This is a genomic window from Paraburkholderia bryophila (assembly GCF_003269035.1).
GTDB lineage: Bacteria > Pseudomonadota > Gammaproteobacteria > Burkholderiales > Burkholderiaceae > Paraburkholderia > Paraburkholderia bryophila.
Genome location: NZ_QLTK01000002.1, coordinates 123,060 through 136,761 on the forward strand (window position 1 = coordinate 123,060; position 13,702 = coordinate 136,761).

Genomic DNA, 13,702 nt, shown 5'->3' on the forward strand with positions numbered 1-13,702 from the left:
AAGTCGCCGCCGCGCCGCACATCGTCCATCTGGACTACTCAAGCCAGTCGGCTCGGCTCGCCGTCAGCGCTCAATCCATCGCCGCATGGGCGACCGACGCATCCGGCGCCTTACGCGAAGGCCGAATCAGCAACAGCAGCGGAATCACCAGCAGCGTCGCCATGAACATCAGCTTGAAGTCGTTCAGATACGCGATCATCGACGCCTGCTGCGTGATCGACACGTTCAGCGCCGCGATGTCGTAGTTCGAGCCGCTCGCGAGCATGGGCTGCATGGCGGGATTGAACGGCGTGACGTTGGCCGCGAGATCCGCGTGCGAAACCTGGGTGTTGCGCGTCATCAGCGTCTGGACGATCGAAATTCCGATACTGCTGCCGATATTGCGCATCAGGCTATACGTCGCGGTGCCGTCCGCGCGGAGTTCGGGCGTGAGCGTCGAGAAAGTCAGCGCGCTCAGCGGCACGAACACGAGTCCGAGCCCGAAGCCTTGAATCACCCCCGGCCAGACGATGTCCGACTCCGACAGCACGATCGTGTAATGCATCATCTGCCACAGCGCGAACGCGGAGATCAGGAAACCGGCGAGCAGCAACAGCCGCGCGTCGATCCGTTTCAGCAGCCGCCCCGCGAACAGCATCGCGATCATCGTGCCGGCGCCGCTCGGCGCGGTGACGAGGCCGGTGGTCGCGACCGGATAGTTCATCAGGTTCTGCAGCATCGGCGGCAGCAACGCGCGCGTGGCGTACATCACCGCACCGATCACGAAAATGAAAAACGTCCCGGTGGCGAAGTTCGGGTCTTTCAGCAACTCGTATTTGAAGAACGATTTTTTGCCGACCGTGGCGGTATGCACGAGAAAAAACGCGAACGCGATCGCCGCGACCACTGCCTCGATCACGATTTCGTGCGAGCCGAACCAGTCGAGTTGCTCGCCGCGATCGAGCATGGCCTGCAACCCGCCGATCGCGAGGCCGAGCGTGGCGAAACCGAAGGCGTCGAACCTGGCGTCGGGTTTCGGCGCACGCGCGGGCAGGAAGGTCGCGACGCCGAACAGCGCGAATGCGCCGATCGGCACGTTGATGAAAAACACCCAGCGCCAGTTGTAGCTGTCGGTGAGCCAGCCGCCGAGCGTCGGGCCGAGAATCGGTCCGACCATCACGCCCATGCCCCAGACCGCCATCGCCTGGCCCTGCTTGTCGCGTGGATTGATGTCGAGCAGGATGGACTGAGACAGCGGCACCAGCGACGCGCCGAACACCCCTTGCAGCAAACGCGACGCGACGATCTGCGTGAGCGTTTCGGACAACCCGCACAGCGCCGACGACACCGTGAAGCCGCCGATCGCGACGATCAGCAGCCGCTTCACGCTCAGCCGGTCGGACAGCCAGCCGGTGAGCGGCGTGGCGATCGCGGCGGCGACGATGTACGAGGTCAGCACCCACGTGATCTCGTCCTGCGACGCGGACAGCGTGCCTTGCATATGCGGCAGCGCCACGTTGGCGATCGTGCTGTCGAGCGTTTGAATCAGCGTCGCCAGCATGATCGAGATCGTGATCATGGGCCGGTTGAGCGGCGCGGCGGCGCTGACCGGCGGGGAGTCGAAAGACATGAGTGAGTGGCATGGCCAAATAGTAAGCATGCTTAGTATATCGACTAGACAATGCGTCGCTATCGGGAGTTATGCGGAGCCTGAATTACGCGGCTTCAATCGCTGAAACAGCGGCGGCTTCGTATAATTCGCGCATGAAAACCCAACTCGATGAGCGCTTCGGCTTTCTGATTTCCGACGTCGGCCGCCTGACCGGCAAGCGTTTCGACGATCTCGCGAAGTCATCGGTCGATCTGACGCGCGCGCAGTGCCGTGTGCTGGCTTACCTCGCACATTACGGCGACATCAATCAGGCGCGCCTCGCGGACCTGCTCGAAGTCGCGCCGATCTCGGCGGGCCGATTGCTCGACCGGATGGAAGAGGGCGGCTGGATCGAGCGGACCGCCAACCCGCAGGACCGTCGCGAGCGCCAGGTCGGCATGACGCCGAAGGCCGAGCGCACGCTCGGCAAAGCGCGCAAGGTCGGCGACGAGGTCGCGCTCGAAGCGTTGGAGGGTTTCAGCGACGACGAAGCGAAGCAGTTGATCGCGCTGCTGCAAAGGGTGCGCGGCAATCTGAGCCGGCTGGTGGACCGCTGAATCGGCCCCCGCGTTTCGCCGCCCCCATTTCTCCCGACGATCGCCACGCATCCATCATTGCGACGTTGAACCACGCCGGCAATCGCGCTCGACCTGCCAATATGTTCAGGCGGGCGTCACTCGATCTTTCACGCTGTGTGGTTCCCGTGCCGGACTGGCGCGTTTGCCGCTAGCCCGGGACGCTCAACGTCGCCAACCGTCATGCACGCTGCACGCGGCTTGCAAGTCGACCGGCACCGCCGTGGGGAAGTGAAGGATGAAAATCGTCGCAATGAGAACTGCCTGGATCGTCTCCACAGTGGCGTTGGCCGGTTGCGGCGGCGAGGATGCGCCGCCGTCGGGGCAACAACACTCGGCCGCGCAGAAACGCGCGTCGATACCGAAACCGTATCTCGATCAGAAGGTGGCCTGGCGTCCATGCGACAAGAACCGGTTGCCTGTCGCCTGGGCGGCATTGGCCGACAATCCGCGCTTTCGTTGCGCGAACATTCGTGCCCCGATGGATTGGGGCGATCCGGAAAAAGGCGAGATTACGCTCGCACTAACGCGGGTCGCCGCGAAAGATCCCGCAACGCGCCTCGGCTCGCTCCTGTTCAATCCGGGCGGTCCGGGCGCGGATGGCCTTCTGGTCAACCTGCAGTTTTCCGTGGAGGTAGCCGGTGGCGGGATCGCAGCCGAACGAGACATGGCCAGCCGGTACGACCTGATCGGTTTCTCGCCACGCGGCATGGGTTCGAGCACGCAGTTGACCTGCAACTCGGACGAACGTCCCAGCGCGGTCTTGTGGAGCGGCGACACGCGCGCGTCGACGGTGAATGCGCTGTTGCGCAATGTCGAACTCAAATCGCGGGCCTGCCAGGACAATCCGCTCGCGCCGTATATCAACACAGCGCAAATGGCGCAGGACATGGATCTGATCCGGGCGATTTCCGGCGACGCCAAGCTCAATTACATCGGCCACTCGTACGGCTCGTGGCTCGGCGCCTGGTACGCAGGTCTGTTTCCCGATCGGGTGGGACGAATGGTGCTGAGCGGCAACACGGACTTTTCCGCCCGCACCTGGGCGGAAGGCGGCATTCTGCTGCAGCCGCCCGCCACCCAACGCATCGCCGACGAGATCGTCGGTCCCTATGCGGCACGCCATGACACGACCTTTAACCTGGGCACCGATCCGGCAGCGACGGGGCAGCTCTTTCGCTCGTTCTCACCGGCACTGAAAGCCGCGACCGTCGCCGCGCTTGGCGAATCGCGGGGATTCGCGTTGTCGGGCTATATCGACGACGCGGTGTCGGTGTTCGTGGCGGCGAAGGGGGTTCGGCAGATACTCGAACAGAACCCGGGCGCTACGCAGGAGCGGGCCCTGGCGCTCGCGAGGCATCACGTTTTCTCGAGCCATTCACCGTCGAGCGAGATGGCGCTGGAGATCGCCACGCAGACGCTGATCCCGAAGTACTTCGAGGCGATGCAACAGCCTCCGCGTGAGGAAAGCACGCTGCATGTGAATACCGAGGAGGCCGTGGATCTCACCGTCATGTGCAACGACACCCCCGCGCTCAGCACGGATCGGCAATTCTGGATCGACAAACACATCGACTATGCGCAGCGCTACCCGCTGGGCAGCGGCGTGCTGGGTGGCAGCGTGCTCAACTTCAGTTGTCTGTTCTGGAACCCGCCGCAAGCCGCCGCGATCAAGCCGACTCTCGACGAAGTGGCGCGCGCGCCGTCGATCGTGATGATCCAGGCGGAATTCGACGGCATGACGGCGGCAGAGGGCGCGGTACGCATGTTCGACGGGCTACCGAATGCGAGCCTGCTCTACCAGAAGAACGAATATTCCCATAGCGGCTATCCATCCGGTAACCCATGCGTGGACGAACCGGTCACGCAGTATCTGTTGCATGGCACACCGCCGCCACGGCGAGTGGACTGCCCGCAAAACCGCGCGTTGTCACTCGATAATCTGCATGAGCCGGAGGCGGTCTGACCGATGCAGCGCCGTGGCATGGCGGCGATTTGCCGAATGGGACGCTGATTTTTTCTTACAACGACAAAAGCGGTTTGTAACGTAATTGCCACGTCCCGGTAATAAATTGGAAGTTTTCCCTCTGGCCTTCCATGCTCGCTCCGCTTCTGGTTGCCTTTTATGAAACCGTCCGGCAGGGCAGCGTGACGGCCGCGGCAAAGCGCCTCGAAGTCAGCCAGCCGACCATCACCGCGCGCATCCAGCAACTCGAAAAGCAGTACGGCGTCGAACTGTTCCACCGGCGCGGCAGCCGCTTCGATCTGACCGACGCGGGCGCGGCGCTGATGCCGTTGATCGACCGGATGCAGCAAACCGAAAGCGATATCGATTTCACGCTGCGCAACGAACGCGAACTGGCGGCCGGTAATCTGCGGGTCGGTGCGACCGGGCCGTACTATATTCTGCCGGCGATCGCGGCGTTTCATCGGCAGTATCCGGCCGTCAAGATTCACATCGAGATCGGCAATTCGCAGCAGATTCTCGACGCGCTGCTCGACTTCCGCGTCGATCTCGCCGTGTCCTCGCAACGTGTCGACGATCCGCGTTTCGCACGCCGTACGATCGCCGACGATCCGCTCGTCGTGGTCGCGCATTGCCGGCATCCGCTGGCGGCGCAGAAAGTGGTGCGGCTCGCCGACGTCGCCGCCCATACGTTGCTGTTGCGCGAGCCCGGTTCGCGTACCCGCGAGGCGACCGAAACCGCGCTCAAACGCATCGGTCTGGAGCCCGCAATGCTGATCGAAATCGGCAGCCGCGAAGCGATCTACGAAGCGATCCGTCACAACATGGGTTGTACGCTGATGCCGGTCGGCGAAGCGCCGGCACATCCGGATCTGCGGCAGCTTCCGCTCGAATCCGACGCGCCGATCCTGCAGGAATATCTGTACCACCTGCAGGCGCGTGCGGGCTCGCGGCTGATTACGTCGTTCATGGCCAATGTCGACGCACCGGCTGAACGCGCTTAACGAATCTAAAAAGAACCGCCGGCTTCAGACATCACCCGCAAAAAAACCGTCCTCACAAAATGGCTGATGCCGGTATCGGCCAGCTTGCGTAGAACGACATACCTGCGTCGCCCGCGGTCCCTATCGTTGCATCGATTCGCCGGATGGTCCGGCGTACATCGGCATCGGAGAGGGGACAAACATGAGACGGCACACCGTCGTGCAATTGGCATGCGCACTAGCGCTGCTCGGCGCGCTCGGCGCTACGGCGAGCTTGAGCGGTTGCGGCGGCGGCGGCGTGTCGCAAGCGGGCGGCAGCGGGTCCGGCGGCACCTCGGGCAGCGGCGCGGCGAATACGCAACCCGGCACGCCGGCCAGCACGCCTGCGGCCACCGGTCCCGCGGCAAAGAAGATGCTGCTGGTCGAACTGGATGGCGTGACCTACAACGCGCTGAGCGCGGGCGTGGCCGGCGGCAGCTTGCCGAATCTCGCCAGGCTGACCGTGGCGCCCGCGTATAGCGGCGGCGTCAACGGCACGTTGTCGCAGCAACCGAATCTCGACACACCCGGCTGGGCGAGCATCCTGACCGGCACCTGGGCCGATCGTCACCAGATCAACTCCGACGCGCCGAATCAGGCCTCGCACAGCAGCACCGTATTTCAGCTCCTCAAGACCGCCGGCTTCGGCACGATGGGCGCGGCCGTCGATTCGAGCGGCCTCGCGGCGTTGCTGACGCCGGATCAGAACGCCGGCAATCTCAACACGCTGGTGAACTGCGCCTCCGTCGACGCCTGCGTCACGCAGAACAGCGTGAGCATGATCGACAACGGCTATTCGCTGGTGGTCGCGCAGTATCACTCAGCGCAGGACGCGGCGCTCAACGCCGGCCTGTCGTCGACGAACTATGCAAGCACGCTGACGCAACTGGACAGCGCGCTCGGCACGCTGGTCGCCGAAACCGCCAAACGCAGCAACGAAAACTGGCTGGTCGTGGTGACCAGCAGCCACGGCCTGAACGCGGCCGGCGGCACCGACGGTTTGCCGCTGCCGCTCGAATCGACCAGCTTCATCGGACTGAATCAGGCGCCGAACGCACGGCTGGGCAACACGACCGCGCCGTCGACGATGGCCGCGCTGTACACGCGCGCCAGCATCGCCGACGTCACGCCGACACTGCTCGCGTACCAAAGCGCGCTGCCGGCCGCCGCGAACTATGCGCTCGACGGCGGTCAACTGATCGGCGCGACGCCCGTGTCGCAACTGATCGGCACGACCGGCAGCGACAACGCCAGCCTCGTGCTGACGTGGAGCGCGCCGGCCACCGGCGCGATCAGCGTACTGCGCAACGGCACGCTGATTGCCAGCCTGCCCGCCGGCACCGCGACCTACACCGACAACCAGCTCGGCCTGAGCGCAACGGGCGTCTATCCGTTCAACTACACGGTCGTGGCCGGCAGCGCGCCGCTCGCGACGATCACGCAGGTCGTCTACGTGCAACCGCCGCCGCCTCCGCCGCCCCCGCCGCCGCTCGCGACGACGCTGACCACCGGTTTGAGCAGCTACTACCCGTTCGGCGCGCTGCCGCCGGTCGATCGGCTGAACGCCAGCACGATGGGCCCATGGGCCGCGGACGCCGACGGCGGCTCGCTGTTCGCCGATCCGTTCGGCGGCAAGGGTCTGCAGATCGACACGCATACGGTCGACAGCAACGGCTTCGACGGCTACAAGCTGACGCAGACCAACGACGTGACGACCCACGCGCAGTTCACGATCGGCTTCTGGTTCTACACGTCGTGCGCGAATCTGACGGGCAACGGCACGCCGATCTTCTCGAACAAGAACTACTACTCGGGCGGCAATGCCGGCATTGCGATCGGTCTGTTCCCGGGGTCGAGCGCGAGCTGCAATATCCGCTTCAATCTCGGCGACGGCAGCACGCGTAACGACATCAACAGCCTGAACGTCAGTGCGAACAGGTGGACCTACCTCGCACTCGCCATCGACACGGCGGCGAAGAAGATCAACGCCTATGTGTTCGATCCGGTGCTCGGCGAGCAGAAGGTGCTGGCGCAGACGTTGAGCGTGAACATCGCCAAGCTGCCCGGTCTGGGTGTGTTCGGGCTGAACGAGGACGGCACCGGCCACTACTACATGAACGCCTGTAACGACACGCCGCCGTACACCGTCGGCAAGTGCGCGGCTACGCCGCCGGACGTGCAGGCGTTCAGCGACCTCGCGCTGTGGACCCGTGTCGTCACCGAGACCGAGTTGCAGTCGGTGTTCGGTTCGGGTCAGCCGCTGTCCACGCTCACTCACTAACCGGAGTCTCGCGATGAACCCGACACGTTCTTTCCCGACCGCATTGCCGCAGCACGAGACGCACGGCGCGCAGGCGGTCTGTGAGCGGTCCGCCGCCGGCACGCCTCGTGGGCCGGCGCGCAAGCGCGGCCTGCTGACGGCCGCGGCCTTGTGCGCGCTGTGCTGCGTCGCGCTGGCCGGTTGTGACGGCAGTTCGAACGGCAGCAGCAGTTCGAGCGGCGGGAGTGGCGGTGCCACTGCCGCAAACAGCGCGGCGGCCGGCGCGGGCGGTGCGAGCGCGGCGGTGCCGATCGTTGCCGCGCCCGCTTCCGGCGCCTGCGCCGCGTTGGGCGCGAGCGCCGTGCAGCCATTGCAGAACACGCAACTCGTCTGCGCACCGTGACCCGCCTGCACGCCCCCATTCCGACGACGACCCGAACACGCCTAACACGCCCAACATGACCTCATTGGACCGCCGTACCTTCCTGCGCAGCGCCGCAGGCGCTGCCGCGCTGAGCCTGTTTCCGCCCGCGATACGCCGCGCGCTCGCGATTCCCGCGAACAACGCGACCGGCACCATCAACGACGTCCAGCACGTCGTGATCTTCATGCAGGAGAACCGCTCGTTCGACCACTATTTCGGCACGCTGCCAGGCGTGCGCGGCTTTAGCGATCGCTTCACGATTCCGCAGCCCGGCGGCACGACCGTGTTCCAGCAGAACGACGGCACGCGCACCGTGCTGCCGTTCTATCTGGACAGCACCAAGGGCAACGCGCTGCTCGCGGGCGGTCCGCACTCGTGGACCGACGCGCACGCGGCATGGGACAGCGGCCGCATGACGCAATGGCCAAAGGCCAAGGGCGATGTGTCGATGGGTTATCTGAACCAGTCCGACCTGCCATTTCATGTGGCGCTGGCGAACGCGTTCACGATCTGCGACGCCTATCACTGCTCGCTGCATGGCGGCACCAACTCGAACCGCATCTTCCTGTGGACCGGCACCAACGGCGCGAGCGCGGGCTCCAACCCGGTGGTCAACAACGACGGCTGGGACGGCCTCGGCGCCTCCGCGACCGGCCTTACGTGGACGACGTATCCCGAACGTCTGCAGGCGGCGGGCGTGAGCTGGAAGGTCTACCAGAACATGCCGGACAACTACACCGACAACTCGCTCGCCGGCTTCGCGACCTTTCGCAAGGTCAACGAGACGCTGCCGGGTTCGCCGCTGCTGCCGTACACGCAGTCGCTCGAAGCGGTGGCGCCGCTGTACAAGGGCATCGGCAACACCATGCCCGATGGCGGCTTCCTGCAGTCGCTGAAAGACGACATCGCGGCAGGACAGATGCCGCAGGTGAGCTGGATCGTGTCGCCGCAGGCGTACTGCGAACATCCGGGTGCGTCGACGCCGGGACAGGGCGGCTACTACCTGCAGTTGCTGCTCGATACGCTGACCGCTAACCCCGATGTGTGGAGCAAGACCGTGCTGTTCGTCAATTACGACGAGAACGACTGCTTCTTCGACCACATGCCGCCGCCGGACGCGCCGACCAGAAATGCCGACGGCACCTTCGCCGGTAAAACGACGGTGAACGCGCAGTACGAGTACTTCACGAAAGCCAACCCGCCCGGCGATTCGTCGCCGCTCGTGCCGGATGGCCAGACCTTCGGGCCGGGGCCGCGCGTGCCGATGTTCGTCGTGTCGCCGTGGAGCACCGGCGGCTGGGTCAATTCGCAGGTGTTCGACCATACCTCCGTGCTGCGCTTTCTCGAACAGCGCTTCGGCGTGACCGAAACCAACATCAGCCCGTGGCGGCGCGCGGTGTGCGGCGACCTGACCTCGGCGTTCAATTTCCGCAATCCGAACGACGCGCCGGTGGCGGCGCTGCCCGCGCCGACCAAGGCCCAGGCCGACGCGCAGAACGCGCAGCAGAGCGCGCTCGGCGCAGTGCCGGTGCCGGCGGCGGCGAGCCAGCAGATGCCGACCCAGGCGCTGATGTCGCGGCCGTCGCGCGCCTTGCCGTATCTGCTGCACGTGAGCGCGAACGCCGATACACAGGACGGCCTGATCTGGCTGATCTTCAGCAACACCGGCACGGCCGGCGCGGTGTTTCATGTGTACGACCAGTTGCATCTCGACCGTGTGCCGCGTCGCTACACCGTCGAAGCCGGCAAGGAACTGTCTGATTCGTGGAACGCGCTCGCCGACGATCTTGGCAATTACAGCTTGTGGGTGCTCGGGCCGAACGGTTTCCATCGCGCGTTCCAGGGCAACGTGGCGAGCGTTGCGACTGGGCCGAATCCGGAAGTGCGGGTTTGCTACGACGTGAACAACAACGCGGTCTATCTGACGATCATGAACGTCGGCAATGCGGTGGCCAACGTGACGGTCACGTCGAACGCGTATCGCAGCGATGGTCCATGGACCTACGCAGTGCCGGCGGGGATGCAGGTCGAGCCGTACTGGTCGGTCGGCGCCGCCGGCGGCTGGTACGACTTCACGCTGACGATGGCGGGCGGCTTCTCGCGGCGCTTCGCCGGCCGCGTCGAAACCGGCAAGGACAGCATCAGCGACCCGGCGATGGGCGTGGCGACGAGCTAGGCGAACGGACTGGAGCAGCAGCGGCAGTAACAGCAGCAAAGGCAGTAACAGCAGCAGCGCGAAACGTGGCGCTTCAGGGAGTCAGCGAGGGCTGACTCCCTTTTTTTATTCCAGCGGATGCTGACTTGCATATGACCCGGCGGCGCGATTCGTCGCTTTGTATCTGATTTCCAACACTTTTTCCGTGCGCGATATTCACGTGGATAATGCCGCCTGCATGTTCAAGCCACGCTTGGCGCGCAGTGCGCTACCCGTGGTTACCCTTAGACGGAAGGAGCGAGTGGACGGCCTCTCTTTTCGCATACCAAACCGTCCATCCAAGACCAAACCAATGAACAACAAACAGCTCACCGTCAAAGCCCGGCTTGCGACGGCCTTCGGGGTACTCGCGGCAAGCGTCCTGGTCGTGTCGGGCCTGGCCGTCAAATCGCTCAACGATGCGGACCGGCGGTTCGCGGACTACGTCTCGGGCATCAGCGCGCGCGCCGAACTGGCGTCAAGCGTGCGCACCGCGGTCGATCGCCGCGCGATTGCGGCCCGCAACATGGCGCTGGTGACGAAGCCGCAAGACTTCGAGATCGAGAAGACCGCCGAGGCGCAAGCCCAGCAGGACGTGCAAACGCGCCTCGCCAAACTCAGGCAGATGGTCGACGACGCCGCCGACGCGTCCGGCAAATCGCGCGAGCTGGTCGCCGAGATGAGCCGCGTCGAGGCGGCTTATACGCCGGTCGCGCAAGGCATCGTTGCGCTCGCAACGGCGGGCAAGCGCGACGAAGCGGTGGCCAAGATCAACGACGAATGCCGTCCGTTGCTGGCCGCGCTTGTCAAAGCCACCAACGACTACGTCGACTACTCGCGCAGCCAGGCCGAACAGAGCGTGCAGGATGCCGACGCGCGCAATATCTGGCAGCGCAATCTGCTGATTGCGATCTGCCTGTTCGCGACCGGCGCGGCGGCGCTTGCCGGTGTGCTGATCACGCGTGGTCTGACGCGGGCGTTGGGCGCCGAGCCGGCGGCCTTGAGCGACGTCACGCAGCGGGTCGCCAAGGGCGATCTGAGTCCGGTGGTGGGGGCGCGGCAGGCGCCCGAGGGCAGTGTGCTGGCGTCGATGGGCGCGATGCAGCAGAGCCTCGTCACGCTGATCGGTCAGGTGCGCTTTGCCGCGGATAGCATCGCGACCGGCTCGAGTCAGATCGCCGCGGGCAATGTGGATCTGTCGTCGCGGACGGAGCAGCAGGCGTCGTCGTTGCAGCAGACTGCGTCGAGCATGGAAGAGCTGACGGCGACCGTGCGTCACAACGCCGATAGCGCGCAGCAGGCGAGCGTGCTGTCGACCAACGCGTCGGAGATCGCGCAGAAGGGAAACGAGGTGGTGAGCCGCGTGGTGGGCACGATGGGCGACATCAGCGCGAGCTCGGCGAAGATCGCGGATATCACCGGGATCATCGAAGGCATCGCGTTTCAGACCAATATCCTCGCGCTGAATGCGGCCGTCGAGGCGGCGCGTGCGGGTGAGCAGGGACGCGGCTTCGCCGTGGTGGCGAGTGAAGTGCGCAGTCTGGCGCAACGTTCGTCGGTGGCGGCGAAGGAGATCAAGGATCTGATCAACGCCTCGGTGGAGAAGATTCGCGACGGTTCGTCGTACGCGCAGGAAGCGGGCAGCACCATGGCCGAAGTCACGCACGCGGTGGCGCGCGTGACCGACATCATGGGCGAGATCGCGGCGGCCACCGGCGAGCAGAGCCGCGGCATCGAGCAGGTGAACCTGGCGATCACGCAGATGGACACCGTCACGCAGCAGAACGCCGCACTGGTTGAGGAGGCCGCGGCGGCTTCGCAGTCGCTGGAGGGGCAGGGGCGGCAGCTCAATGAGGCGGTTGCGTTTTTTAGGCTGGAGGTGGGGCGCGGGTGAGATGGGTGTGGGGTGGGTGTGAGGGCATTGACCTGTCCGCGGTGAGTCGGCGGCGCCGGGCGTGCTAGCTAACTGGTTTCGTTTGCCATGCGGCCACTGCGTGCCGCTGCCGCGTGTTTATGGCAGCCGGTACACCGCGCTCGGCGGCGATGGCGGCGCGCGGATCCTACTTCGACTCGGACGTGGGAGCCGCGCCGGCCGGTGGCACTAACTCGAAGCAGGCGGGCGGTGTGACGGGCGTTCTCGTCTTCGCGTCCGGTTGCTGCGGGTCGATGCATTTGAACGCGCTCTGGTCGCGCTGGACAAAAATCGTATCGGCTACCCCGGCGCTGCCGCGCGCGCTGTTGACGACGGCGACGATCTTGTAGCCGTTTTGCAGGAGTGTGGAGAGCGTGGTGGGGGTGGCGCGCCACTGGGAGTCGGGTGGGGTTTGGGCTTGAGCTTGAGCAGCTAGCGCTGATGCTGCGGCGACGAGCACGACGGCTGCGGCGAGCTTGGCGGTGCGGGACTTCATCAAGAAACCTCCTGGAAGTTGCGATTTTGGGCTGTTGGACGGCCATTGGCCGATCACGCCACAGGTATGGCGAGGCTGTCTTTCAAGACCGCAAGCAATTCGAAGAAGTTCACCCGTGACAGGCGATATACTGTATGGATATACAAGGTAACCGGCCTGAATGGATCATGCGTATGCCGTATCAACAATGTTGACACACTGGGGATCGGGGCATAAGATGGTTTTTGTATCAACGCAGTATCAACGTATGACCCCTTTAACCGGAGAGTCAGAAGTTACCGGCCGCGTTGACCGGGGCTTCGGGGCTTCTGAATGATGGAGTGCGGACCTTATGGCTATTCAAACCTTAAAGCGTTGGGGAAATAGCCTTGCTGTTCGGATCCCCGCGAGTGTCGCCGGCGAGGTGGCCTTCACGGAAGGTCAGGAAGTAGACGTCGAAGTGCAGGACGGGAATGTGATGATTCGTCCCCACACGGCAATCAGGCGTTTTTCGCGCGAGCGTTATCTGCAGCAACTCCGCGAGAGCAAGCTTGTATCGCACGAAACGATCGACTTTGGCGAACCGCAAGGCTCGGAACTCGGTGGACCCGACGACCCGGCGCGATTCGACAAATGGTAGGAGCGCATGCAGAACGACATACCGGAAGCTGGCGACATCATCAGGCTCTACATTGGGCCAAGTAAGGGCAACGAGCAGGACGGGTATCGAGCGGTTCTGGTGCTTAGTCCGCTGGATTTCAATGAGCTGACCGGACGCGTTACGGGGCTGCCCATCACCTCTTCGGTGAGAGGGTGGGAAACGGAGATCCCGCTCTCCAGTCTCGCGCGGCCGGGCGTGGCGCTTGTCGACCAGATCACCACGCTTTCTTTCAAGGCTAGAGACTTCAGGTTCAACGGCGAGCGGGCTACAGCCGAAGAAATGGAAGCCGCGAAATATGCGGTGAAAATGATCCTCGATCTGTGATCGGAAGGCGCCAGAGATGGCGCTTTTTTTGAGTACGTGGTTTGGCGAGAACGATGTTTAGCTTCATCGCCAGGACCTCGTGCGCTTCAACGGCGAAAACAAAAAAGCCGCTGAACCTTGCGGATCAGCGGCTTTTTCTTGCAACTGGTGGCGAATCAGGGACTCGAACCCCGGACCTGCGGATTATGATTCCGTCGCTCTAACCAACTGAGCTAATTCGCCGAAAGAAGCGAGATTATGCGGACCACGCCGGAGGCTG

General features: G+C 64.3%; 11 protein-coding genes and 1 tRNA gene. 9 read left to right on the forward strand and 3 right to left on the reverse strand.

From position 1 onward, the window contains the following. Positions 1-70: 70 nt before the first annotated feature. A complete protein-coding gene (locus tag BX591_RS04095; RefSeq protein ID WP_111929461.1) occupies positions 71-1,609 on the reverse strand; it encodes an MDR family MFS transporter in 1,539 nt (512 codons plus the stop codon). Positions 1,610-1,743: 134 nt separating this feature from the next. On the opposite strand from BX591_RS04095, the gene BX591_RS04100 reads away from it, so the two are divergent. The 7 genes from BX591_RS04100 to BX591_RS04130 all read left to right on the forward strand — a co-directional run bounded on the left by BX591_RS04100 (position 1,744) and on the right by BX591_RS04130 (position 11,965). Then, a complete protein-coding gene (locus BX591_RS04100) occupies positions 1,744-2,187 on the forward strand; it encodes a MarR family winged helix-turn-helix transcriptional regulator (protein ID WP_111929892.1) in 444 nt (147 codons plus the stop codon). 271 nt (positions 2,188-2,458) lie between these two features. Then, positions 2,459-4,171 carry an alpha/beta fold hydrolase gene (locus tag BX591_RS04105; protein WP_167444495.1) on the forward strand — a complete coding sequence of 571 codons (1,713 nt, stop codon included), beginning with the start codon at positions 2,459-2,461 and terminating at the stop codon, positions 4,169-4,171. A gap of 131 nt (positions 4,172-4,302) precedes the next feature. Next, on the forward strand, positions 4,303-5,175 hold the full coding sequence (locus BX591_RS04110) for a LysR substrate-binding domain-containing protein (RefSeq protein WP_111929463.1): 873 nt from the start codon (positions 4,303-4,305) through the stop codon (positions 5,173-5,175). Positions 5,176-5,356: 181 nt separating this feature from the next. Continuing rightward, complete coding sequence (locus BX591_RS04115) at positions 5,357-7,474, forward strand: alkaline phosphatase family protein (RefSeq protein ID WP_111929464.1); 2,118 nt, start codon at positions 5,357-5,359, stop codon at positions 7,472-7,474. A gap of 13 nt (positions 7,475-7,487) precedes the next feature. Further along, positions 7,488-7,856, forward strand: a complete 369-nt coding sequence (locus BX591_RS04120) for a hypothetical protein (RefSeq protein WP_244146849.1) — start codon at positions 7,488-7,490, stop codon at positions 7,854-7,856. 55 nt (positions 7,857-7,911) lie between these two features. Further along, complete coding sequence (locus BX591_RS04125; RefSeq protein ID WP_111929465.1) at positions 7,912-10,053, forward strand: phosphocholine-specific phospholipase C; 2,142 nt, start codon at positions 7,912-7,914, stop codon at positions 10,051-10,053. Between the two features lie 331 nt (positions 10,054-10,384). Further along, on the forward strand, positions 10,385-11,965 hold the full coding sequence (locus BX591_RS04130) for a methyl-accepting chemotaxis protein (RefSeq protein ID WP_111929466.1): 1,581 nt from the start codon (positions 10,385-10,387) through the stop codon (positions 11,963-11,965). Positions 11,966-12,131: 166 nt separating this feature from the next. On the opposite strand, the gene BX591_RS04135 is transcribed toward BX591_RS04130, so the two are convergent. Continuing rightward, positions 12,132-12,479 (reverse strand): hypothetical protein, encoded by a 348-nt coding sequence (locus BX591_RS04135; RefSeq protein ID WP_111929467.1) that lies wholly within the window; start codon positions 12,477-12,479, stop codon positions 12,132-12,134. A 331-nt stretch (positions 12,480-12,810) separates the two neighbouring features. Between BX591_RS04135 and BX591_RS04140 the strand changes: the two genes are divergently transcribed. Both BX591_RS04140 and BX591_RS04145 read left to right on the forward strand, forming a co-directional pair. After that, the gene (locus tag BX591_RS04140) at positions 12,811-13,098 is read left to right on the forward strand and encodes an AbrB/MazE/SpoVT family DNA-binding domain-containing protein (protein ID WP_111929468.1); all 288 of its coding nucleotides are present in this window, start codon (positions 12,811-12,813) and stop codon (positions 13,096-13,098) included. Positions 13,099-13,104: 6 nt separating this feature from the next. Beyond that, positions 13,105-13,443 carry a type II toxin-antitoxin system PemK/MazF family toxin gene (locus tag BX591_RS04145; protein ID WP_111929469.1) on the forward strand — a complete coding sequence of 113 codons (339 nt, stop codon included), beginning with the start codon at positions 13,105-13,107 and terminating at the stop codon, positions 13,441-13,443. A 145-nt stretch (positions 13,444-13,588) separates the two neighbouring features. On the opposite strand, the gene BX591_RS04150 is transcribed toward BX591_RS04145, so the two are convergent. Continuing rightward, a tRNA-Met gene (locus BX591_RS04150) sits at positions 13,589-13,665 on the reverse strand. Positions 13,666-13,702 lie beyond the last annotated feature (37 nt).